The 23,245-nt window shown below is 41.5% G+C and carries 21 protein-coding genes, 1 other RNA gene and 1 pseudogene; 22 read left to right on the top strand and 1 reads right to left on the bottom strand.

Annotated elements, in window-relative coordinates:
- The first annotated feature begins 18 nt into the window (after positions 1-18).
- The 20 genes and pseudogenes from NSQ94_RS15265 to NSQ94_RS15170 all read left to right on the top strand — a co-directional run bounded on the left by NSQ94_RS15265 (position 19) and on the right by NSQ94_RS15170 (position 19,221).
- Entirely contained in the window at positions 19-765 is a 747-nt protein-coding gene (locus tag NSQ94_RS15265; protein ID WP_063386954.1) for a carboxylesterase, read from the top strand.
- Between the two features lie 30 nt (positions 766-795).
- Entirely contained in the window at positions 796-3,078 is a 2,283-nt protein-coding gene (gene rnr / locus NSQ94_RS15260) for a ribonuclease R (RefSeq protein ID WP_311067323.1), read from the top strand.
- Between the two features lie 134 nt (positions 3,079-3,212).
- Complete coding sequence (gene smpB, locus NSQ94_RS15255; protein WP_063386953.1) at positions 3,213-3,686, top strand: SsrA-binding protein SmpB; 474 nt, start codon at positions 3,213-3,215, stop codon at positions 3,684-3,686.
- A gap of 109 nt (positions 3,687-3,795) precedes the next feature.
- Positions 3,796-4,126, top strand: a transfer-messenger RNA (tmRNA) gene (gene ssrA / locus NSQ94_RS15250).
- Positions 4,127-5,066: 940 nt separating this feature from the next.
- On the top strand, positions 5,067-6,071 hold the full coding sequence (locus NSQ94_RS15245) for a transposase (protein WP_152642860.1): 1,005 nt from the start codon (positions 5,067-5,069) through the stop codon (positions 6,069-6,071).
- A gap of 25 nt (positions 6,072-6,096) precedes the next feature.
- A complete protein-coding gene (locus tag NSQ94_RS15240; protein WP_339229550.1) occupies positions 6,097-6,651 on the top strand; it encodes a hypothetical protein in 555 nt (184 codons plus the stop codon).
- A 316-nt stretch (positions 6,652-6,967) separates the two neighbouring features.
- Positions 6,968-7,123, top strand: a complete 156-nt coding sequence (locus tag NSQ94_RS15235; RefSeq protein WP_158640179.1) for a hypothetical protein — start codon at positions 6,968-6,970, stop codon at positions 7,121-7,123.
- Positions 7,124-7,140: 17 nt separating this feature from the next.
- Positions 7,141-7,508, top strand: a pseudogene (locus tag NSQ94_RS15230) (FtsX-like permease family protein); the annotation flags it as partial.
- A 99-nt stretch (positions 7,509-7,607) separates the two neighbouring features.
- Complete coding sequence (locus NSQ94_RS15225; RefSeq protein ID WP_339229608.1) at positions 7,608-7,898, top strand: uberolysin/carnocyclin family circular bacteriocin; 291 nt, start codon at positions 7,608-7,610, stop codon at positions 7,896-7,898.
- A 5-nt stretch (positions 7,899-7,903) separates the two neighbouring features.
- Entirely contained in the window at positions 7,904-9,040 is a 1,137-nt protein-coding gene (locus NSQ94_RS15220) for a hypothetical protein (RefSeq protein WP_339229607.1), read from the top strand.
- The gene (locus tag NSQ94_RS15215) at positions 9,037-9,525 is read left to right on the top strand and encodes a stage II sporulation protein M (protein ID WP_144597779.1); all 489 of its coding nucleotides are present in this window, start codon (positions 9,037-9,039) and stop codon (positions 9,523-9,525) included. Before NSQ94_RS15220 ends, NSQ94_RS15215 begins: the two co-directional genes overlap by 4 nt.
- A gap of 15 nt (positions 9,526-9,540) precedes the next feature.
- Positions 9,541-9,810, top strand: a complete 270-nt coding sequence (locus NSQ94_RS15210) for a HypC/HybG/HupF family hydrogenase formation chaperone (protein ID WP_339229606.1) — start codon at positions 9,541-9,543, stop codon at positions 9,808-9,810.
- 22 nt (positions 9,811-9,832) lie between these two features.
- Positions 9,833-10,951 carry a hydrogenase formation protein HypD gene (hypD, locus tag NSQ94_RS15205; RefSeq protein WP_339229605.1) on the top strand — a complete coding sequence of 373 codons (1,119 nt, stop codon included), beginning with the start codon at positions 9,833-9,835 and terminating at the stop codon, positions 10,949-10,951.
- Between the two features lie 126 nt (positions 10,952-11,077).
- Positions 11,078-12,025 (top strand): hydrogenase expression/formation protein HypE, encoded by a 948-nt coding sequence (gene hypE, locus NSQ94_RS15200; RefSeq protein WP_339229603.1) that lies wholly within the window; start codon positions 11,078-11,080, stop codon positions 12,023-12,025.
- 104 nt (positions 12,026-12,129) lie between these two features.
- Positions 12,130-14,130 (top strand): carbamoyltransferase HypF, encoded by a 2,001-nt coding sequence (gene hypF / locus NSQ94_RS15195; protein WP_339229602.1) that lies wholly within the window; start codon positions 12,130-12,132, stop codon positions 14,128-14,130.
- 15 nt (positions 14,131-14,145) lie between these two features.
- On the top strand, positions 14,146-15,753 hold the full coding sequence (locus tag NSQ94_RS15190) for an ABC transporter substrate-binding protein (protein ID WP_339229601.1): 1,608 nt from the start codon (positions 14,146-14,148) through the stop codon (positions 15,751-15,753).
- A gap of 26 nt (positions 15,754-15,779) precedes the next feature.
- Positions 15,780-16,772 (top strand): ABC transporter permease, encoded by a 993-nt coding sequence (locus NSQ94_RS15185; RefSeq protein ID WP_339229599.1) that lies wholly within the window; start codon positions 15,780-15,782, stop codon positions 16,770-16,772.
- On the top strand, positions 16,769-17,623 hold the full coding sequence (locus NSQ94_RS15180) for an ABC transporter permease (protein ID WP_339229597.1): 855 nt from the start codon (positions 16,769-16,771) through the stop codon (positions 17,621-17,623). The genes NSQ94_RS15185 and NSQ94_RS15180 overlap by 4 nt, the downstream gene beginning before the upstream one ends.
- A gap of 16 nt (positions 17,624-17,639) precedes the next feature.
- Positions 17,640-18,620 carry an ABC transporter ATP-binding protein gene (locus NSQ94_RS15175; protein WP_339229596.1) on the top strand — a complete coding sequence of 327 codons (981 nt, stop codon included), beginning with the start codon at positions 17,640-17,642 and terminating at the stop codon, positions 18,618-18,620.
- Positions 18,613-19,221: an ATP-binding cassette domain-containing protein gene (locus tag NSQ94_RS15170; RefSeq protein ID WP_339229594.1), complete on the top strand. Its 609-nt coding sequence runs from the start codon at positions 18,613-18,615 to the stop codon at positions 19,219-19,221. The genes NSQ94_RS15175 and NSQ94_RS15170 overlap by 8 nt, the downstream gene beginning before the upstream one ends.
- Before the next feature lie 183 nt (positions 19,222-19,404).
- On the opposite strand, the gene NSQ94_RS15165 is transcribed toward NSQ94_RS15170, so the two are convergent.
- Entirely contained in the window at positions 19,405-21,075 is a 1,671-nt protein-coding gene (locus NSQ94_RS15165; RefSeq protein WP_339229592.1) for a sigma 54-interacting transcriptional regulator, read from the bottom strand.
- Positions 21,076-21,272: 197 nt separating this feature from the next.
- On the opposite strand from NSQ94_RS15165, the gene pdhA reads away from it, so the two are divergent.
- Complete coding sequence (pdhA, locus tag NSQ94_RS15160) at positions 21,273-22,238, top strand: pyruvate dehydrogenase (acetyl-transferring) E1 component subunit alpha (protein ID WP_339229590.1); 966 nt, start codon at positions 21,273-21,275, stop codon at positions 22,236-22,238.
- Between the two features lie 19 nt (positions 22,239-22,257).
- Positions 22,258-23,238: an alpha-ketoacid dehydrogenase subunit beta gene (locus tag NSQ94_RS15155; protein WP_339229588.1), complete on the top strand. Its 981-nt coding sequence runs from the start codon at positions 22,258-22,260 to the stop codon at positions 23,236-23,238.
- Positions 23,239-23,245 lie beyond the last annotated feature (7 nt).

Genomic DNA, 23,245 nt, shown 5'->3' with positions numbered 1-23,245 from the left:
AGAAAAGGAGATTTTAAAATGAAAGTTTTACCGCCGAAACCTTTTACGTTTGAAGGTGGGAATCGTGCTGTACTGCTGCTTCACGGCTTTACTGGAAATTCAGCAGATGTGCGGATGCTTGGGCGTTTTTTGCAAGATAAAGGGTATACTTGTCATGCCCCTCAATATAAAGGCCATGGGGTTCCTCCGGAAGAATTGGTTCATACCGGTCCCGATGACTGGTGGCAAGATGTGATGGGCGGCTACGAACATCTGAAAGACTTAGGTTTTAAAGAAATTGCAGTTGCCGGTTTGTCTCTTGGAGGAGTTTTTTCTTTAAAACTGGGATACACTGTACCTGTAAAAGGAATTATTCCAATGTGCGCCCCGATGTATATTAAAAGCGAAGAAACGATGTATAAAGGGATTTTAAAATATGCCCGCAAATATAAACAATTTGAAGGAAAGCCGGAAGAACAGATTGAGGCGGAAATGGAAGAGTTTCAAAAAACACCAATGAAAACGTTGAAAGCTCTGCAGCGTTTGATTTCTGATGTGAGAGAAAATGTCGATATGATTTATGCCCCGACATTTGTGGTTCAGGCGCGGCACGATGAAATGATCAATCCGGATAGTGCAAATATTATTTATAACGAAGTAAGCTCAAATATAAAAAAAATCAAATGGTATGAAGAATCGTCGCATGTTATTACGCTTGACAAGCAGCGAGATGAACTGCATCAGGACGTCTATGAATTTTTAGAGAGCCTTGATTGGCAGGAGTAAAAGGAGGTTATCGTATTGGCAGAACCCGATATGCAATTAGCTGAAAGGCTTCTTTCTTTTATGAAGGAAGAGGCCTATAAACCTTTGACTGTGGAGGAATTAGAAGAAGCTTTTCAGCTAGAGGACGCAGACGAATTTAAAAAGCTGATTATTACTTTAAATAAGATGGAAGAAAAAGGCCTCATTGTGCGAACGAGAGCAAATCGATACGGTGTTCCAGAAAAAATGAATTTGATCCGCGGAACACTGGTCGGACATGCCCGCGGATTTGCTTTCGTTGAACCGGATGAACCAGGTTTTGATGACGTGTTCATTCCGCCCGGCGAGCTGAATCATGCGATGCATGGAGACAAAGTTCTTGTGCGGCTAAGCCCGAAAACAAGCGGAGCGAGACAGGAAGGCACGGTCATACGCATTTTGGAAAGAGGAATAACGGAAATTGTCGGAACATATACGGAAAGCAAAAACTTCGGATTTGTCATACCTGACGACAAAAAGATTGTCAACGACATTTTTATTCCGAAAAATGCATCAAATGGGGCGGTTGAAGGTCATAAAGTAATTGTCCGACTCACGTCATATCCTGAAGGACGAATGAGTGCAGAAGGAGAAGTCGTACAAATTTTAGGCCATAAAAATGATCCTGGCGTCGATATTTTATCAATCATTCATAAGCATCAGCTGCCATTGAGCTTTCCGGATGATGTATTAAAGCAAGCAAACGAAACACCTGATGAGATTAAGAGCGAGGAAATCAAGAACAGACGAGACCTTCGCAACGAATTAATCATTACTATTGATGGTGAAGATGCAAAAGATTTGGATGATGCCGTAACAGTAACAAAGTTAAATAACGGCTGCTATAAGCTTGGCGTGCATATCGCAGATGTCAGTTATTATGTAAAAGAAGGAACTCCGATTGACAGAGAGGCATTTGCACGCGGGACAAGCGTATATTTAGTTGATCGCGTCATTCCGATGATACCGCATCGTTTATCAAACGGAATTTGTTCGCTGAATCCGAAGGTGGATCGTCTGACATTATCGTGCGAAATGATTGTGGATGAATATGGGAACGTAGTTCAGCATGATATTTTTCAAAGTATTATTCGCTCCGCTGAGCGGATGACTTATTCAAATGTCAATAAAATTTTGATTGAAAAGGATGAACAGCTTCGGGAAAAATATCAAGAAATTGTCCCCATGCTGGAGGATATGGCGGAGCTTGCGGCGATTTTACGGAAAAAAAGAATGCTTCGCGGAGCTATCGATTTTGATTTTAAGGAAGCGAAAGTTTTGGTGGATGAGAAAGGCAAACCGTATGATGTCATTATTCGGGAACGATCTGTAGCGGAACGGTTAATTGAAGAATTTATGCTGCTTGCAAATGAAACAGTAGCAGAACATTTTCACTGGTTAAATGTACCGTTTATATATCGAATTCACGAAAAACCGAATGAGGAAAAACTAAGACGTTTCTTGGAATTTATTACAAATTTCGGTTATGTCGTGAAGGGAACAGGAAACAATATTCATCCGCGCGCTTTGCAGCAAATTTTAGATGAAGTACGGGGAAAACCTGAAGAAATGGTGATTTCAACTGTCATGCTTCGGTCTATGAAGCAAGCGAAATATCATCCGGAAAGCGTCGGGCATTTCGGATTGTCGACCGAATTTTACACCCATTTTACTTCCCCGATTCGCCGTTATCCCGATTTGATAGTTCATCGACTCATTCGCAAATATTTGCTTGAAGGGAAAATAGACGAAAAGACACAGATGAAATGGGCATCAATTTTGCCGGAAATTGCAGAACATTCTTCCAATATGGAACGGCGGGCTGTTGATGCGGAGCGTGAAACGGATGATTTGAAAAAAGCAGAATTTATGCTGGATAAGATTGGGGAAGAATTTGATGGAATCATCAGTTCTGTCACAAACTTCGGCATGTTTGTCGAGCTCCCGAATACTGTTGAAGGTCTCGTTCATGTAAGCTATATGACGGATGATTACTACCATTATGATGAACGTCATTATGCGATGATCGGCGAAAGAACGGGAAATGTTTACCGCATCGGCGATGAAATTACCGTCCGCGTTGTGAATGTTGATAAAGAGGAACGATCCATCGATTTTGAAATTGTCGGTATGAGAAAAAAACGAAAAAAATCAACACGGCCTGAAACGGTGAAGGTGATTAAGAGCAAACATCAGGAAGAAGAGGAAGAATGGTCAACGAGACCGCCGAAATCAAAAAAGAAAAAGTTTTATAAAAACGTATCGAAAAAGAAGCGGAAGAAGAAAAAGCGTTAAAGCGAGGCCAGATGTCTAAAAAACAAACTCATTGAAACAGCAAAAGTTCACTTAGAAAGAATCTTGATTGAGGCGAAAATGTTCATTTGCTATAATAATCTTTACCCCTAATTTTCACGAAAGGGTGACAGAGAATGTCAAAGGGAGAAGGGAAACTGATTGCCCAAAATAAAAAGGCGCACCACGACTATTTTATTGAAGAAACGTATGAAGCTGGGATCGTCCTGCAGGGAACAGAAATTAAATCGATTCGCGCCGGCCGCGCCAATTTAAAAGATGCGTTCGCAAGAGTGGAAAAAGGGGAAGTTTTTCTTCATAACATGCATATCAGCCCGTATGAGCAGGGAAATCGATACAACCATGAGCCGTTAAGAACGAGAAAGCTTCTTTTGCACCGAAGAGAAATCAATAAGCTGATCGGGGCCACAAAAGAACAGGGTTATTCATTAGTTCCGCTGAAGCTTTACATTAAAAATGGATTTGCGAAAGTGCTTATCGGGCTAGGAAAAGGGAAAAAGAAATACGATAAGCGGGAGGATTTAAAACGAAAAGAAGCGAAAAGAGAAATTGAACGGGCATTTCAACAAAAACAAAAAGGGATCTATTAATGATAACAATAAATGACAATTGAAAAATATATTGTTTTTGTTATAATAATATATGTCGTTGCCAGTTGAATATATTTCTCAAGCACTAGCTCGAATAAAACGGGGACGTTTTGGATTCGACAGGGATAGATCGAGCTTAAGCTGCGAGCCGGAGGGATCGTCTCCGTCATCAACGTCGCCTAAAGATAACTGGCAAACAAAACAACTACGCTTTAGCTGCTTAATGCTAAAGGCTCCTTTCTTCCATCGCCCATGTGGAGGAAAAGGGGTTCAACTTAAGTGGGCTACGCCCGATTCCGCCGTCTGAGGAAGAGGGAAGAGACGAATCAGACTAGCTGTCCGGATGCCTGCCGACAGGCTAAGGAACAGTGAAATGTTAAATATGTCGGATACGCTCGTAGATGCTTAAGTGGCGATATCTCTGGACGTGGGTTCGATTAGGAAATAGTCGCCTTGTGTGGCAACACACAAGTGAAAATCCGGCTTAATCGGTGAAACCTAAGTCGTTTCTGCGATATGGCAACACCGAGCGGTATGTGGAGCAATCCAACAGCCGTGTATCGACTCATAGGCTGCCTTCAAGGTAGTACTAGGATGCGAAATTCTGCCGTACGGCAAATCTAAATTTCGCATAACACGCCGGAGGACCTGTTTAGGTTCAAGATATAGTCAGTGCCATTGCGAAAGCATGGATCAGCACGTCCCACCGTCTCCATTCTTAATATCCGATCGTTTCAGAACGAAAATCGTGAAACCATTGATACGACTGCGTTTGCGGTCGTTTTTTATTTTTCGAGAATCCGGAAGAATCCCGTAGAATTTGAAAAAATTTTGCATTGTATAGTTTCCCCATCGTTAGATCGACTTGGCGGGATTCTTGTAATATCTGTCACCCACTTCTCGTTTGGCTTTGACACGTGGAAATCTCGGTTTAGATGGTTGTTAATATTTTGATGAGATAAATTCATAGATGGAAAACCAAAATCTATGAAAAATTGTTATAACAGAAAATTTTCAAACATAAAAAGAAAATAAGTTTTATTAAAAAATTATGCAAATTTTATTTAATTTGTTTTATTATTTTCTTTTTTAATTTTTCAATTCTAATTAAATCTTTAAATTGTGAGATTAAATCTTTACGCACTGTTCGCTTTTATATCCTTTTTCCGTTCTCCACAATATCTAATCTCATATAAACCTGTTTTAATACAGTTTTAGCCTCATCTTCTGTCAAAGAATCTATGTTTTTTAAAACTTCATCGTATTGTTTTACCGCATTTTCATCGGCTAATTTTTTTTTTTTCTTAGACGGAATAAATAACACCAACATTAAATTTAGGTTATAATAGACCTGAATTTTATTTAAGTTGGTGATTATTTATGCGTACCAAAAATAGATTAAATCCAATCGAATCAAAATACTTTAGACCCGAGATAACTAATTGTCCAGAATGTGGTAATAAATTAGTATACTGTCACCCTGTTTGGAGAAAAACAATTTCTACCCTAAAAGGTGAATTTAAAATCATAAATCTAGGATACCGATGTGAGAATAACTCCTGTTCTAATGACACCGTATATCGTTCAGCTGAAGCCGAACAATTAAGTATGAAGCACATTACTTATGGAATGGATGTCATCGCATATATCGGATATTTACGGTTTAAAGAACATAAGACTCGATCTGAGATAGCTACTATATTATCGGAAAAAGAAGTGAAAATTTCTGAGAGGCAAGTACAGAAACTTTATGAAAGATATGCGTTATTACTGCGGGCAAGCGTTAAAGAAAATATGAAAGAGACATTAGAAAATATTGTGAAAGAACATGGAGGACTTGTCTTATCTATTGATGGTGTCCAACCCGAAAAAGGTAACGAAACATTGTATGTCATCCGTGAAGTTCTTAGTGGTACTATTTTAGCTGCACATAATTTAAAAAGCAGTGCTTCTCAAGAACTGATAGGTATTATTCAACCCATTTTAGACTGGGGTTATCCAATCCAAGGTTTTATCAGTGATGGGCAACAATCCATTCGTTTAGCAATTGAACAAATAGCTCCAGATATTCCGTATCAATATTGTCAGTTTCATTACTTTAAAGACATAGCCAAACCATTAGTTGAAAAAGATAGAAAACTAAAAACGAATATCAAAAAGAAGCTAAGGGGAATAAGGGAAGTTGAAAGAAAAATTGAAAATTCTCCATCTAAAAACATAGAAGAAGAGGTAGCAAGTGACTATATTGCGGCTATTCGATCCGTTCTTCTAGAAGATGGTAAGCCACCATTCGAATTACCAGGCACTTGTGTTTTTGAACGAACGAATGCGATTAAAGATTCGATTGAAAAATGCCTGGATAAAAAAGGGGACTCCTCTACTTGAAAAGTTGTTCAGAATAGTCAGAAATGTGGATAACTATAAGGAAGATTATCAACTCGTAAAACGTTGGGATACACGATTTAAAAGGATTACCACCATTATGGAACCTTCTGAGAATAAAACAAGTTTTTGGGTCGAAAACAGATTGAAGCAATATTTAAACCAAATGGAAAAAGAGCTCAATCGGAAAGAAGATCAACCGTTTGTAGAGAACCTATTAAAGTATAGTAAAGGATTTTGGAAAGGACTTTTCACCTTTTATGATTATCCACTTATACCGAGAACGAATAATGATTTAGAACTCTTTTTTAGAAGAATAAAGCAAAAACACCGAAGAATCACAGGTAGTCGGACTTGGAATCGATATATTATCCGACACGGTGAAAACATTGTATTTGTAGAAAATGTCTCTAATGAACAGGAAGGGCTACAAATGATAAAAAATGTTAATTATTCAGCATATAAAACTGAAGCGAATAAATGGGAACAACGTATTGGCGAGCATATAAAACAAAGAAGATTCAAAAAAGAACCAAATGAATATTTAAACACTATTGAAGAGAAATGGAAAAGGCACAACTAATTTATTGTGTTGGTTGTGCCGTCTAAGTTTTTTTTCAAACATCAAACTCCTCCTTTAAAATTTTTCTTTTATTAGTTATTATTAACAGGAAAAAATGTAATGATATACTACTTTTACCTTAAATTGGGGGTATAAAAAATGAATAATAAGTTGTTATTTGTAATTATAATGTCACTACCCAAAACATTCGTAGAAAATAACTATGAATAACGATATTTTGTGACTTTTAAAAAAGAAGTGGTTACGGATTACATTAGAGAAAAAGGTGGAAAAATCATATTATAATTTAATTAATAGTTTTTAGGAGGTGTATTTTATGCTTTTATATTTATTATCTTTAATCATATGGATTTTACTTTTTCTAGAACTAAAGAAGAAAGAAGATATTAATACAAAAAAAATAGTGGTATTACTTTTAGCAGGTATTGTAATAACTGGATTTTTGGTAGTCTCACTCTATCAAAACTTATAGTTAATGCAAAAATAGAACAAGTGACAGAATTATGACATTTTTGATAGGAAGTATTGCCAGTATCTCATTAATCATTGGTGGTATTGGTGTAATGAATATCATGCTAGTCTCTGTCACAGAGAGAACAAGAGAAATCGGTATACGTATGTCTTTGGGTGCTACTCGTTTTCAAATTTTAACTCAATTTTTAATTGAATCTATGATAATAGGCATAATATTTGGTTTAAGTGGATCAGCATTAATTTCTTATTTTGTAGGATGACCGTCATTGATATCTTTGCCAGTTATTATAATTGGAATACTTTCTATGCTTATAGGTGTAATTTTTGGAATTCTTCCTGCAAGCAAAGCATCAAAAATGAATCCTGTTCAAGCCTTGGGATAAGAATAACAAAGTAGATTATTTAAATAATATATTTACTTATTACGTTTTTTTGTAAATAATGTTAAAATTATACATGAAAATTAGCAAAAGGTTTTTATTATGGTAGAAACAAAAAATGGAAAGTCATTTGCAATTTTATCTCTTACACTTCTTGCCATATCTATGGTTGCCCTGGCTATTGGTAATGCACCTTTTCTTGCAGGACAATTAGGTATCTCTACTGCATCTGCATGGGCTGTTGTTGATTTATTAGATAAATACCAATCGGTGACCTTTGTGATTTCGATTATTGGAGCAATAACTGGTGTTGGTTCTATAAGTTCAGCTTTACTTGCATCAGTCCCATATATATTAAAGAAAAAAGGAAAGGCTAAAGCGGAGGCTTTTTAAGAAAAATGGCAAAGAAGTTATTTAAATTACATGATCGAAGCTTATTAGGTTACCTCAATTATTTTGGGGTGATCTTTTTCTCTTTTTTAATTATCTTGACTTTAATTTTCTATCATAATAAAGTAGACGCCAGTTACCTTTCCTTGTATTCTTCTATTTCTATATATATGATAGGGACAGCGAACATCAATCGATGTATATTACCTTATGGAAAACAACAGCCGGGGCTTGTAGCAATTTCTAATACATTACTATTGAAGCATTTGTTTTTCACAATTACAAAAGGATATGCTCTTCAATTATTTTTGGCATTTTTAATATCACTCACTTACATATTAGTATTAAAAGAGTATCTTGTCGTTATTTTCTCTTTGGGTGTAATTGTAATTTCATTTTTATCCCAACTGACATCTATCTTAGTCAAGCTTATTATCAGATTGACTTTTTTATTACAAATGTGGCTTATATTGAAATCATTAATAATTTTTTCTATCATTCTACTAATTATACAATTGTTTATCATCTTTATTTATCTTAATAATTATTATCGTATGCCATCTGGGGTTTCTTTCCTGAAAAAATCCGATAATAGCTATATTACTGGAAGTATGACACGGATTTTTTTATTATATGCAGCAAATAATAAAATACTTTTGATTTTACTTGGCATTATTGCATCTTTAATCCTATACTTTGGTCAATATCTTCTGAGTAATGTACCAGGAATTTCTGCGTTAATAATTATTTATATAAATTTTATTACTGTTTTGGAAATATTAATTGGGTCAAATAGGGAAGAAATCATGATTGACAAATCAAGAGTAGAAACAATACAATCTTCTTTAATTGTTAGCCCATATAAACGATTTAAAGCAAGTTCTATCTATTTGTATTCTTTGGCATTAATTTTAACAGCTATAATGGGGTTAATAGGAATCATCCTTAGTAATTCCGATATCACAGTAATTTTTAAAAGTGTTTTATCCATCCCTATAATTCTTCTGATAGGAATAGTATATTACAGAAAAACCGAATTGCTATTAATTGGTAATGAATCGAAAATATTAAAGTTTACTCTACCTATATTAATCCTAATATTAACCATACTTTTTACTATTGGATCAAAAGGAGGGACGAATTGATACAGAGAAGATTAAAAATATTTCTTATATACTATTTTTTCTATTGTATATTTGCTGTGAGTATTGGTGTTTATTTGGCATTTATATTAGATACGGATTTATTTATTTCAGAACCCCAAAAATTGGGGAAAGACTTTATGTTTCTTGTTTTAGAACATAACTTAAGAAACTTTATAATGTATATATTAGGTTTTCTCGTTTCTCCAATTCTACAGTTGACAGATTTTGCAGGTTCAGCTTTTCATATTGCAATCGCCTACAGAAACCTAGGTTCAGAAGAAACCATCAGCAAATTGATTCCACACGGGTTATTAGAATTTCCTAATATGTTACTTTATCAAGGAATGAGTCAGTATTTGCTTTTTACATTGCTTTTTACAAAATCTATTAGAGCTACTTTAAGTTTAATGAAAAAAATGATTCCTCTTTATTTACTATCATTAATCATATTAGTAATTGCTGCAGTGCTTGAGGGTTATTTTTAATAGAAAGGATATCGTATGTGTTTGGCCATTCCAGGGAAGATTGTCGAATTGCTCGATGACGACTATCAATATGCGATGATTGATGTTTCCGGCGTGAAGCGGAAAGTGAATGTCAGTTTGCTGAAGAACGAAGGTTTAAAAGAGAACGACTGGGTATTGATCCATGTCGGCTTTGCGATGAACAAAATCAGCGAAAAGGAAGCGACCGAACAGTTGGAGCTGCTCAAGGCGATCGGTGAACAGGAAGAAGCGATGGAAGAAGTGAAAGGATACCAGTTTGAGTGACTGTGCCACATGAAATTTGGAGGTGACGAAGTTGAAATTCATTGATGAATTCAGAAATCCGGAACTGATTCGAAAAACGTTGGAAGAACTTGAAAAAATCGTCGAGCCGGACGACCATTTCCGCATCATGGAAGTTTGCGGCGGCCATACGTACGCCATATTCCATTTCGGGTTGCATGAATTGGTGCCAAAAAACATCGAGTTCATCCATGGCCCGGGCTGCCCGGTTTGTGTGCTCCCTCCAGGGCGGGTGGACGAAGCGTTGTCTTTGGCGGAAAAACATGAGGACGTCATCTTCACCGCATTCGGCGATGTGATGCGCGTGCCGGGCAAAAACGGTTCGCCATTGACGTACAAGGCGATGGGCGTCGATGTACGGATGATTTATTCGCCGCTTGATGCGTTGGATATCGCCATCAAAAACCCAGACAAAAAAGTCCTTTTGGTTGCCATCGGTTTTGAAACGACCGCACCATCGACAGCTTTGACGGTGTTACGTGCGAAAGAATTGGACGTGGACAACTTTTTCGTCTATTCCAATCACGTCAAAATCATCCCTGTACTGGAATCGATTTTGGCTCAACCGGGCATGAAAGTCGACGGCTTCATCGGTCCTGGACATGCTTCGGTCGTCATCGGCGCTGAACCTTACAACATCGTTGCCGAAAAATATAAAAAACCTGTCGTCATTTCCGGTTTTGAACCGTTGGATTTGTTGCAGTCCATCTTAATGTTGATCAAGCAGCTGAAAAATGGCGAAACGAAAGTCGAAAACCAATATAAACGTGCAGTCGCGGATGAAGGAAATGTCAGAGCGTTGCAGGTGATGGACCAAGTGTTTGAAGACCGTACGATATTTGAATGGCGCGGGTTGGGCGGCATCCATAATTCTGCGTTGAAACTGCGCCCGGAATTTGCCAAATGGGATGCGGAAGTCCACTTCAACATCGAAAAAATCAATATCGAAGAGAACAAAGAAGCCCGTTGCGGCGATGTGTTGAAAGGGATCATCAAACCGAATCAATGCAAATTGTTCGGCAAAGTTTGCACGCCTGAAAACCCGGTCGGTGCACTCATGGTTTCATCCGAAGGGGCATGCGCAACATATTACAACCATATGTTTTCCACGATGAGTCAATGATCGTTGGACGATGAACGCAAGAAAACTTGATGCAAAGGGGATGCGATCATTCTGAAAGAAAAAGTCACGTTCACCGATGCGAAAATCCAATTGCAGCACGGCGCCGGCGGAAAAGCGAGTCGCAAGTTGATCGACGGATTGCTCGCGCCGTATTTCAATTTGGAGACGTTAAACGATTCGGCTTACATCGAAACGGGGACGAATAAACTGGCATTTACCGCCGACAGTTTTGTCGTAAATCCGTTACGCTTCCCAGGAGGTTCGATCGGGGAACTGGCCGTAAATGGAACCGTGAACGACATCGCCATGGGTGGTGCAAAACCTTTGGCGATCGTTTCAACGCTCATCATTGAAGCCGGTTTGGAAACGGAGATTTTGGAAGCGGAAATTAAAGCGATGCAAGAAGCGGCTGAAAAAGCGAACGTTGCGATCGTCGGCGGCGATACGAAAGTAGTCGAGTACCAGAAAGCCGACAAATTGTTCATCGCGACAGCCGGAGTCGGACTCGTCGACCCGCGGGTGAATTTATCCGCGGACCGTGTGAAACCGGGAGATAAAATCATCCTTTCCGGTCCGATAGGCGATCACGGCATCACCATCCTTTTTGCCCGTGGCGAACTCGATTTGGAAGCAAACATCCAATCGGACACCCGATCCGTTTGGCCGTTCGTATCACGTCTCATCGAACTAGCGGCGCCCGGGCTCAAATGGATGCGCGATCCGACGCGTGGCGGCGTCGCAACCGCGCTGAATGAATTGGCGAAAGATATAAAAGCATCCATCGTCTTGCAAGAAGATGCGATCAAAGTGCGTCCGGAAGTGCGTGGGGCTTGTGAAATTCACGGTTTGGATCCGTTGCATATCGCCAATGAAGGGCAATTCATCGCCGTTGTGGCGGAGGAATATGCCGATAAAGCGTTGAACGCCATTCGGCAAGTTCCGGGCGGAGAAGATGCGGCGGTGATTGGAGTCGTCGAAGCGAGCGAACGACATATCGTCCTTGCGCGCTCGAGTTTTGGCGGAACCAGGGCGGTCGATATGTTGGTCGGAGATCCGCTTCCGAGAATTTGTTAAAACACCTTTTAATGCGGATACCATCTTCAGATATGTATGACGGTCAAATCAACTTGTATTTTAAATCAAATTTATTCCATAGATGGGAAGAGGCGCAGAAGTTTATGAATAACAAGGAAATGCTTGAACCGTTCATCAACGAATCCGTGTTTTCCGATGAAGCCATTTGCGAAGACTGTCTTTTGGAGTTGTTCGACCGCAATAATCGACGGTACTTATACCCTTATACGAGTTGTCCTTCGTGCGGACCAAAATATACGATGTTGGAAACATTGCCATTTAAACGGCAACATACGGCGATGAAACATTGGGAAATGTGCGCTGCCTGCCGCAAAGAATATGAAGATCCGAACGATCGCCGTTATCAATCAGAAATGAATAGTTGTCCAAACTGTGGCCCGGACTATCGTTTATATCATTTAGGAAATGTATATGACGGTGAAATGATGTTTCAAATAGCGGTCGGTTTGCTCCATTCGGGAGAGATGATCGCCGTCAAAAGCAATGGCGGCTACCATTTGGTATGCGACGCGACAAACATTGATGCGATCAAACGGTTGAGGAAGAAGATCCATCGTGAACGAAAACCTTTTGCCATGATGGCAAAAGACATGGAAGCGGTTGAAAGGATCGCACATGTTTCAGACAAGGAGCGCAAATTGCTGACGTCCCAACGACGGCCGATCGTTTTGTTGGCATCAAAAGGCGTTCTTCCGGACGTCATAGCGCCGAACAATAAAGACTTGGGCATCATGTTGCCGTATACGGCTTTGCACCATATTTTGTTTCATTTTGGCGCTCCCGAGTATCTCATTATGACAAGTGCGAACTATCCGGGTGAGCCGACGATCCATCAAGATGAAGACATTTTTCGATTCGCTGAAGCGATCGACTGTGCTTGTCTGGTGGGTGAACGGCCAATTGAACGGAGTGTGGATGATTCGGTCGTCAAACAAACGAAACGAGGGATGCTCCCGATCCGCAGATCACGTGGATTTCAAACGGTTTTTCCGATCGCATTGGCGACAAAACGGCCGATTTTGGCGGTCGGAGCCGATTTGAAAAATACGATTACGCTCATCAAAGACGATAAAGTTATCATGAGCCACCATTTGGGGGATATGACGAAATACGCCGCACAATTGAAGTTCGAAAAGACGCTCGAATCCTATTTGCGAATGTTCAACATTTCCTTAAAAGACACGGTCATCGCCCACGATTTGCACCCAAGTTATTTTACGACACAATATGCCGAAGAGATGAACGGATATAAACATGTCGCCATTCAACACCACGAAGCGCATTTGGCATCCGTGTTGGCCATGAAAGGCGAATTTGAACGCCCAGTGATCGGGATCATTTTTGATGGAACCGGATATGGCACAGATGGTGAAATTTGGGGCGGTGAAATGTTTGTCGGCAGCCTGAGCCGAGGCTTTGAGCGGGTCGGCCACTTGCGGAAAGCGGTGCTCGTCGGCGGTGATGCAGCGGCGACAATGCCGGTGCAAGCCCTCGCCGGTTTTGTCGACGATAAGGATGATATAAAAATGCTCGAGGAAAAGTTGCGTTTGCCGCCGCATTTTACGAACGCGCGGAAAATTAAAGCGAAAAACATCCACTGCTTTCCGACGACTTCCGTCGGCAGACTGTTCGATGCCGCCGCCGCCATCTTAGGTTTCCACCATGACATTTCTTTTGAAGGGGAAGCGGCCATTTGGTTGGAACATATCGCGACAAAAGGCGAATGGGAAGAAGTTTATCGTTTTCCATGGACGGGAAAAGAACTCGACTATCGTCCGTTGTTGCACGATATGATTCTAGCGAAAGTAAAGGGGAACTCGCCGTCATCGATCGCACGGGCATTCCATCGCGGCCTCGCCCAAGGCGTGTCGAACGCGATCCGCTCGTTAAGCCGACAATACGAAATCGATCGCGTCGTTTTATCGGGAGGTGTCTTTCAAAACAGTTTATTACTTGCCGACCTTTCCGAAATGATGGAAGCTGCGGGCATCGAAATGTTATTTGACGGCCAAACGCCGGTGAATGATAATGGCATCAGTTTGGGGCAAGCGGCAATTGCGGCGATGAAATGTTTGAAAGATTGACGGGAGGAGCTATCGATGACGATTCTTAATCGAACCTTCATTTTCCATATGTTGTTCATGATCACCATTTTGGCAGCCTGCTCAGTTTCGAGCTCGCATGTGGACGAGGGGCATGTCGGTTCAAATGAGAAAAATCATTTAGTATTGGCAATCGGTTCCGAACCGGATGACGGTTTCGACCCGACGACGGGTTGGGGCCGTTACGGTTCGCCGTTATTTCAAAGCACATTGTTGACGTTAAACCGTGATTTCGAAGTCGAATATGATTTGGCGACGGATTATGCGGTGAGCGATGATGGTCTGGAATGGACGGTGAAAATCCGTGATGATGCCAAATTTTCCGATGGGGAACCGGTTACGGCCGACGATGTCGTTTTCACTTTTGAAACGGCCAAACATGCCGCATCCGTCGTCGATTTGCAACATGTAACGTCAATTGAAAAAACAAACAATTATGAAGTGAAATTCACTCTTGAAAAACCGCAATCAACGTTCATTTACATGCTTGCTATGCTCGGGATCGTTCCGGAACACGCTTATTCGGAAAACTACAACCAGGAGCCGATCGGTTCCGGACCGTATCAACTCGTCCAATGGGACAAAGGCCAGCAACTGATCGTCGAACAAAATCCGTATTATTACGGTAAAAAATCACCTTTTGAACGGTTGACTTTCCTTTTTTTGGATGAAGATGCCGCGTTTTTAGCGGCGAAAGCCGGGGAAGTCGATACCGCCGCTGTACCGGCAAACTTGGCGAAAGAAGACATACCCGGAATGAAGTTGGTCCGATTGGAAAGTGTCGACAACCGGGGGATCATGTTTCCGTATGTCGAACCAACCGTCGATCCGGAAACGGGTAAGGAAATCGGCCACGAAGTGACGTCCGATGTTGCCATTCGAAAGGCGATCAATCTAGCTGTCGACCGGGAGCAATTAGTCGAAGACGTGCTTGAAGGTTTCGGCACGCCAGCTTATTCCATCGCGGACAAATTGCCGTGGTGGAACGAAGAGACGGCATTTGAAGACGGAAAGAAAGAAGAAGCGGAAAACATGTTGTATAAAGCAGGATGGGAAAGAAACGAAAACGACATTTTTGAAAAAGACGGCATCGAGGCCCGCTTCACGTTGGTTTACCCTGCAAACGACCAAACGCGGCAATCGTTGGCGGTTGCTTTTGCGCAAATGATGAAAGATTTTGGCATACTAGTGGAGACCGAAGGGAAAAGTTGGACGGAAATTGCGGAAGTCATGCATTCGACCCCGGTATTGTTCGGCTGGGGAAGCCACGACCCGATTGAAATCTATTACGTCTATCACAGCAGACATCAAGGCGTCGATTTTTTCAATCCGAATTATTACAAAAATGAAAAGGTCGATAAGTATATTGAACTAGCCCTCAACGCTTCAAGCGAGGAAGAGGCGAATGAATATTGGAAAAAGGCGCAATGGGACGGTGCGACCGGTTTTTCGACACTAGGCGATGCCCCATGGGCATGGTTGGTCAATCTCGAACATTTGTATTTCGTCAATGAAAATTTGGATATCGGGGAACAAAAAATCCAACCGCACGGGCATGGTTGGCCGATTACGGAATTTATCGCGGACTGGAAGTGGGAAGAGTAATTACAATGGAAAGAAGGTAGGCAACATTGCAAATTTCGCAGTTAATTAAAACAATCATGCTTCGTATGATCAAATTCTTTTCCATCTTAATCATGGTCATCGTCCTCTCGTTTACATTGGTCAGTTTTTCTCCGGTCGATCCCATCCAGTCATATTTGGGTGCGGAAATGATGGTCGTCAGTGAAACGCAAAAAGAGCAAATTGCGGAATATTACGGTTTGCACGAGCCGAAGTTGAAACAATTTTTCAAATGGTTCAGCACATTCGTCCAAGGGGATTTTGGTGTGTCGCTCCTTTATCGGCAAGATGTTTTAACGGTCATTAAAGAACGATTTTCCCCTTCATTTTGGTTGATGAGCTTTTCTTGGACGTTATCCGGCGTTGTCGGATATGTTTTAGGTGCCATCGCCGGGATGAATGAAGGCAAGATGGTTGACCGGGTGATTAAAACGTACAGTTTCATCCTCGCTTCCACCCCGGCGTTTTGGATCGGCATTTTGTTTTTGATTATTTTTTCCGTTTGGCTCGGACTGTTTCCGATCGGACTCGGCGCGCCTGTTGGCATGTTGAAAGCGGATGTAACATGGTTCGATCGGCTCAAACATATCGTGCTTCCGGCGCTTACGCTCAGCGTCGTCGGAGGAGCGAACATCATTTTACATACACGGCAAAAGATGATTGAAACGTTAAACAGCGAATTTATTCGTTTTGCGCGTGCAAAAGGGGAATACGGGTTTACGCTGATTTGGCGGCACGGTTTTAGAAACACATTGCTTCCGGCGGTATCCGTCCATTTTGCAACATTTGGCGAACTGTTCGGCGGGGCAGTTTTGGTCGAACAAGTTTTTAGTTATCCAGGTTTGGGCCAAGCGCTCGTCCAAGCAGGTTTGCACAACGATGTCCCATTGCTGTTGGGAATCGTCGTTTTCAGCACTGCATTCGTCTTTATCGGCAATTTAATGGCGGACGGATTATATACGGTCATCGATCGGCGCATAAAGCCTGGTGAGACGGTATGATGAAAGAAAAACGCATAGTCGAAAAAGTGAAACAATCAAAGACGCAACCGAAATCAAATCGATCGATCGTTGTCTTAAAATTGGTTGGCTTATTATCCGTATTTTTGGCCATCATCATTTCCGGTTTTGTCATCGGCACCGATCACATTGAGGCAAATATGAGCGCAAAAAATTTAAGCCCCTCCTTGATGCATCCGTTCGGAACGGACTGGCTCGGGCGGGACATGTTCATGCGGACGTTGAAAGGATTGAATGTAAGTTTTCAAGTCGGATTGTTGGCGGCTGCAGCAAGTGCCGTCATCGCATTTCTTTTGGCCGTTTTCGCTTCTTTGAACAAATGGTTTGATCATCTCGTTACGATGATGATCGATTTGTTTTTAAGCGTACCGCATTTAGTCACCTTAATGTTGATTTCGTTCGTTTTAGGTGGTGGCTTAAAAGGGGTCGTCATCGGCATCGCCTTGACGCACTGGCCGACGTTGACGCGCGTCATCCGGGCCGAAATCATGCAATTGAAGACGGCGGAATATGTCCATATTTCCAGAAATTTGGGCAAGAAACGAAGCTGGATCGTCAAACGGCATTATCTTCCACACGTTTTGCCACAACTGTTTGTCGGTTTCATCTTGCTGTTTCCCCATGCGATTTTGCATGAATCGGCGATTACGTTTTTAGGTTTCGGCTTATCGCCGGAACAACCGGCCATCGGTATTATTTTGGCGGAGTCGATGAAATATTTGACGGCCGGAAAATGGTGGCTCGCTTTTTTCCCGGGCTTGTCCCTCATCTTCCTGGTTGCGCTGTTCGATGCTGTCGGAAACAATTTGCGAAAATTTTTCAATCCGAACTAAAGAGAGGATTTGTGCAATGAACATATTGCCTGATGCAAATTTTTTTCAAAAAAGAATGCCACAAACGGAAAAAAATGAATATCTGCTCGAAGTGGAGCATTTGTCGATGACGATTGAACGCTACGAAAAAGGGTTGAATCCAATTCGCCAAGCCGTCATCCGTGATTTCCACCTGACCATCCGCAAAGGGGAAATCATCGCCATCGTCGGTGCAAGCGGATCAGGGAAAAGTTTGCTCGCTGACGCCATTTTGGGGATTCAACCGAAAAATGCCGTCGTCGAAGGCGTCTTGAAATATAAAAATGAACCGCTCTCGGATAAGAAGAAAAAAGAGCTGCGCGGCAAGGAAATCATGCTCATCCCGCAATTGACGAATGCGCTTGACCCTTTGATGAAAGTCGAGAAACAAGTTAAATCGTTTTTGAAAATAAAGAATAAACGGAAGCTTGAAGAGATATTTTTTCAAGTGGGCTTGGACAAAAAGGCAATGAAACAACTGCCATCCAACTTGTCGGGCGGCAAGGTGCGTCGTGTATTTGCCGCCATGGCATTGGCAAGTGATGCAAAATTGATCATTGCGGATGAGCCGACGAACGGATTGGATGAAGAAGCGGCAAACGACATGTTGCGTTTGTTGAAAATGTTGGCGGAACAAGAAAAAGGGATCATCTTCATCACGCACGATATCGAAGCCGCGTTAAAAATCGCCAACAAAATTGCCGTCTTTTATGCCGGGGAAACGGTGGAAATCGTCGCACGCAAACACTTTATAATGGGAGGCGCACACTTGAGGCATCCATACACGAAAGCCTTGTGGTACGCGTTGCCGCAAAATGGTTTTCAACCGTTTTACCATTTTCAACCGTCAACGACGGAAAACTCGAGGGGATGCCTGTTTGCCGAACATTGTCCAAAGGTCAAAACGGTATGCAAAGAAAGGCATCCGGATTTAAAAACAATTCATGGGGGCGACAAGGTCAGGTGTTTTTATGCTTGAAGTCATCGATTTGAGTTTTAAATACGATAAATCCGATTGGCTGTTTAAACATGTGAATATTACGATTCGACCTGGCGAAATTGTAGGGATGTACGGGAAAAGTGGAAGTGGGAAAACGACCATGTTGAAAGTGATCGCCGGTTACATGCCGCCAAGCGAAGGTGCAGTCACCGTTGACGGCAAAAATGTGATTGAAATCGTAAACAAATGTGCTGTTCATCCGGTGCAGCTCATTTGGCAACATCCCGAAAAAGCGATCAATCCGAAATGGAAAATGAATGACGTATTAAACGAAGTGGAAGGGCTTGATCATGACATTTTGGACATGATGGGCATTCAAACCGAATGGTTTAACCGCCAATCTCACGAATTGTCCGGCGGAGAATTGCAACGTTTTTGTATTGCCCGGGCGTTTAGTCCTGAAACGAGGTACATTTTGGCGGATGAAATGACGAGTATGTTCGATGCGATCACCCAAGCGCAAATATGGCACCATTTCATACATCTAATAAAAACCCGACGCATCGGTATATTAGCTGTAAGCCATCATATCCATCTACTTGAAAAAGTAAGTGACCGCATCATTCATTTTGAAGCGTAATTAAATTAGCAAAAATGAACCTCAGTATGAACGATTGAAAATTGCTTGAACATTTGTTTCTTTGTCATTCTAGGACAAAGTCCGCTCAACGATGCAAATGAAAGCCCTTTCATAACAGTATCAAGTCGCAAAATCAAATTCTCTCAAAGATCGCTGCTTTGAGAGAATTTTTCATATGGAAACTCAAACGGGTTTATTAATTCGATATTTTTGGATTTTTCTTACTAAAGTGGATTGGTCAACTTTCAAGGCTATTGCCGCTTGGCGAATACTTGGAAATAACGGCAATGTTTCTTCGATAATCTTCTTCTCATAAGCTTCGACTTTTTCTTTCAAGGAAATGGCGGTAGGGTCAATATGGATGGCATCTGGTTTTGATTCGATCAATCGTTCATTTCCGATTTGCAATTCATTCATAATATCATCGACGGTGATTTCCGTATGGGAACTCATGAGAGCTGTACGTTCGACGAAGTTTTTCAACTCTCTTACATTGCCCGGCCAATCGTACAGTGTAAACATATGGAGAGCGTCCTGTGAAAATTGGCGATTGATGCCGTATTTTTTATTAATGTCTTTTAAGAAATGATATGTTAACGGAATGATATCTTCTTTTCTTTCCTTCAATGGCGGAATTTTGATCGGGATGATGTTCAAGCGATAAAATAAATCTTCGCGGAATTCCCCTTTTTCAACCATTTCTTTCAAGTTTCTATTCGTAGCAGCGATGACGCGGATATTGACGGGAATTGGTTTCGTGCCCCCGATACGTGTAATTTGTTGTTCTTGCAACACGCGCAGCAATTTCACTTGAAGATCCAACGGCATTTCCCCGATCTCATCCAAGAAAAACGTGCCATTGTTTGCCGCTTCGATTAATCCTCTTTTTCCTTTTTTATGCGCGCCGGTAAATGCACCTGGTTCATAACCGAACAACTCTGATTCCAGCAATGAATGAGGAATAGCTGCACAATTGACTTTGATCAATGGGTATTTACTGCGATGGCTATGATGGTGGATCAGCTCGACGATCTTTTCTTTTCCTGATCCCGACGGCCCTTCAATCAATATGCCCGAATCGATGCGTGCAACTTTTAGTGCCCGATCGAGCACCTTATGTATCGCTTCGGAGTTTGCGACGATCGAAAGGGTAGGATTATTCTGCAATTTTAACGCCTCTAACTCCTTCTGAATCGCTTTGTTTTTTTCCTCCAGTTTTTTCTTTTCTGATTGTAAATTGTTTAAATATGTCAAATCCCTCACGTTGTTGACGACTTTCGTAATATTTCCGTTTTTATCTCGAATAGGTACGGCTGAAACTAAAACGGTTGCACCGGTGTTGATTTTTTGGGTAATCGTCACTGGCCGTTTTTCTCTTAAAGCGATTAATGTAGCCGAGCGGTCAATGACGCCTTCTTTTTCCAGATCGCCCAAATGCCGTCCGATGCATTGTGAAGCTGGCAAACCGGTGATTTTAGCATAAGACGGGTTTTGGTGGATGATGACGCCATCAGCATCCGCAATGACGATTCCATCATAGGCTGAATTGATGATTTCATTCAGTTCGTATCTTAACTCTTCCAACGATTCGTTTTCTTTCCACAGTCTGACAAGGTCGTTGATCGGTTTGATCAAAATGATTTGTTTCCCGTCATATAAAGGAAACGTTTCCACTTCGGCAGGATATTGCAAAATGCTGAAATACGTCCCTCCATGACGGCATACGAGGTCAACGATGTCATTTAAGTAATAGGAGAATTTGTTCGCCAACTCATTGACAAACTCAATTTCCCCCATGGAATCGATGATGATGACCCCGATGATGTTCGCATTTGCAAATGGTATTGGATTCATGCAAGATCACCTCATTTTGTGATGAAAAATTGCATCATTGTTTCAAATGCGCATCACGTTTGACTTGATTTTAATACAAAGCGTTGAAAAAAATCAACAAAATGACAACGCTTACCCAAGAAAAACATTCTCTAGAAAGTTGGCATGATTTTTGCATGTGTATAAGGGTGGCAATACAAATAATGGGAGGATCGCGCATGATTCAAATTACAGCAGAGGATAAATTGCAAATGTTATACGACATGTTGCTCATTCGTCGTTTTGAAGAGAAAGTGGAAAGCCTCTATCAGCAAGGGAGGATTCATGGAACCATGCATTTGTGCATTGGTCAGGAGGCGACGGCGGTCGGTGCATGTTTTCCTTTATCAAAGGAAGACAAAATAACTAGCACGCACCGCGGTCATGGCCACAGCATCGCAAAAGGAACGGGTGTCAAAGGCATGATGGCCGAGTTGTTAGGTAAAGAAACGGGATATTGCAAAGGAAAAGGCGGTTCGATGCACATCGCCGATTTGGATGTAGGCAATTTAGGTGCAAACGGAATCGTAGCAGCGGGACTGCCGATTGCAACGGGAGCGGCATTGGCTTCGAAAATGAAAAATCTCGGTTATGTCGTTGTCAGTTTTTTCGGTGATGGTGCAACAAATGAAGGCGCTTTTCATGAAGCATTGAATTTAGCTTCGATTTGGAAATTACCGATCATTTTCTTCTGTGAAAACAATTTGTATGGCATGTCAGGTTCCATTAAAGAAATGGTGAATATCAAACATCTTTCCGAACGTGCGAAAGCTTACGGTATTCCAGGAGTTACGATCGACGGCAACGATGTCATCAAAGTTGCAGAAACGACTGCAGAAGCTGTAGAGCGCGCAAGAAGAGGAGAAGGACCGACGCTCATCGAAGCGGAAACGTACAGATGGAGAGGGCATTCCCGCAGTGATGCGCGCAAATACCGTACGAGGGAAGAAGAAAAGTACTGGAGAAACGAAAAAGATCCGATTAGGCTTTTTAAAAACCGTTTGTTGGAAGAAAAGATCCTTACAGAAGAAACGTACGACGAAATGGAGAAAAAAGTACAAGACGAGATTGAAGAAGCGGTAACGTTTGCGGAAAAAAGCAAGGAACCGAGCTTAGATTCTTTGACAGAAGATATTTATGCATAAAGAGAAAGGATGGTATAGATTGCGGGAAATAACTTATGCTGAAGCGATTCGAGAAGCGATGTCACAAAGAATGCGTGCAGATGAAGATGTCTTTATCATGGGGGAAGATATCGGAATATATGGTGGAGCATTTGGAGTAACAAACGGCATGTTGGAAGAATACGGACCGGAACGAGTTCGTATTACGCCAATTTCGGAAGCGGCGATCAGTGGGTGTGCAGTAGGTGCTGCGATGATGGGGATGCGCCCGATTTTGGAAATTCAATTTTCGGATTTTGTCGTCATTGCCATGGATAATATCGTCAACCAGGCAGCCAAAATGCGCTACATGTTTGGTGGAAAAACGAAAGTGCCTGCCGTCGTTCGTTTACCTAGTGGTTCTGGATTAGGGTTTGCTGCGCAACATTCCCAAAGTTTAGAAGCATGGATGACGCACATCCCTGGCTTGATCGTTGTCCAACCTTCAAACCCTTACGATGCAAAAGGATTGATGATTTCAGCAATTAAAAACGATAATCCAGTTCTCTTCTTTGAACATAAATTACTCTACAACGAAAAAGGTGAGGTTCCGGAAGAAGAATTTGAAGTCCCGATTGGTGTGGCAGATGTAAAAAGAGAAGGAACCGACATAACGGTAGTTGCTACAGGAATCATGGTAAATCGTTCGTTGGAAGCCGCTGAACAATTGGAAAAAGAAGGAATCAGCGTTGAAGTGATCGATCCACGGACATTAGTTCCGCTAGATGAAAAAACCATCATTGAATCCGTCAAGAAAACAAACCGTGCGTTAGTCGTTTATGAAGCAGTGCAACGCGGCGGCTATGGCGCTGAAATTGCCAGCATTATTGGCGAAAGTGAAGCATTTGATTATTTGGATGCACCGGTCAGTCGATTGGGCGGCGTGGCAACACCGATTCCTTATAATCCAAAATTAGAAAGAGCGGCGGTTCCACAAGTTGAAGATATTATTGCAAAAGTTAAGACAATCATGAATTTGTAAGGAAGTG

It is taken from the genome of Aeribacillus sp. FSL K6-2833 (assembly GCF_037965815.1).
Classification (GTDB): Bacteria; Bacillota; Bacilli; order Bacillales; family Aeribacillaceae; genus Aeribacillus; species Aeribacillus composti.
The sequence above is the reverse complement of the archived record's forward strand: the minus strand, read 5'-3'. Positions and strand labels throughout refer to the sequence as shown.

What these genes read in the sequence shown, in the direction of transcription:
- NSQ94_RS15265 (WP_063386954.1), top strand. Translation starts at nt 19, where the DNA reads ATGAAAGTTTTACCGCCGAAACCTTTTACGTTTGAAGGTGGGAATCGT.
- rnr (WP_311067323.1), top strand. Translation starts at nt 796, where the DNA reads ATGCAATTAGCTGAAAGGCTTCTTTCTTTTATGAAGGAAGAGGCCTAT.
- smpB (WP_063386953.1), top strand. Translation starts at nt 3,213, where the DNA reads ATGTCAAAGGGAGAAGGGAAACTGATTGCCCAAAATAAAAAGGCGCAC.
- NSQ94_RS15245 (WP_152642860.1), top strand. Translation starts at nt 5,067, where the DNA reads ATGCGTACCAAAAATAGATTAAATCCAATCGAATCAAAATACTTTAGA.
- NSQ94_RS15235 (WP_158640179.1), top strand. Translation starts at nt 6,968, where the DNA reads ATGCTTTTATATTTATTATCTTTAATCATATGGATTTTACTTTTTCTA.
- NSQ94_RS15225 (WP_339229608.1), top strand. Translation starts at nt 7,608, where the DNA reads ATGGTAGAAACAAAAAATGGAAAGTCATTTGCAATTTTATCTCTTACA.
- NSQ94_RS15220 (WP_339229607.1), top strand. Translation starts at nt 7,904, where the DNA reads ATGGCAAAGAAGTTATTTAAATTACATGATCGAAGCTTATTAGGTTAC.
- NSQ94_RS15210 (WP_339229606.1), top strand. Translation starts at nt 9,541, where the DNA reads ATGTGTTTGGCCATTCCAGGGAAGATTGTCGAATTGCTCGATGACGAC.
- hypF (WP_339229602.1), top strand. Translation starts at nt 12,130, where the DNA reads ATGAATAACAAGGAAATGCTTGAACCGTTCATCAACGAATCCGTGTTT.
- NSQ94_RS15190 (WP_339229601.1), top strand. Translation starts at nt 14,146, where the DNA reads ATGACGATTCTTAATCGAACCTTCATTTTCCATATGTTGTTCATGATC.
- NSQ94_RS15180 (WP_339229597.1), top strand. Translation starts at nt 16,769, where the DNA reads ATGATGAAAGAAAAACGCATAGTCGAAAAAGTGAAACAATCAAAGACG.
- NSQ94_RS15175 (WP_339229596.1), top strand. Translation starts at nt 17,640, where the DNA reads ATGAACATATTGCCTGATGCAAATTTTTTTCAAAAAAGAATGCCACAA.
- NSQ94_RS15170 (WP_339229594.1), top strand. Translation starts at nt 18,613, where the DNA reads ATGCTTGAAGTCATCGATTTGAGTTTTAAATACGATAAATCCGATTGG.
- NSQ94_RS15165 (WP_339229592.1), bottom strand. Translation starts at nt 21,075, where the DNA reads ATGAATCCAATACCATTTGCAAATGCGAACATCATCGGGGTCATCATC.
- pdhA (WP_339229590.1), top strand. Translation starts at nt 21,273, where the DNA reads ATGATTCAAATTACAGCAGAGGATAAATTGCAAATGTTATACGACATG.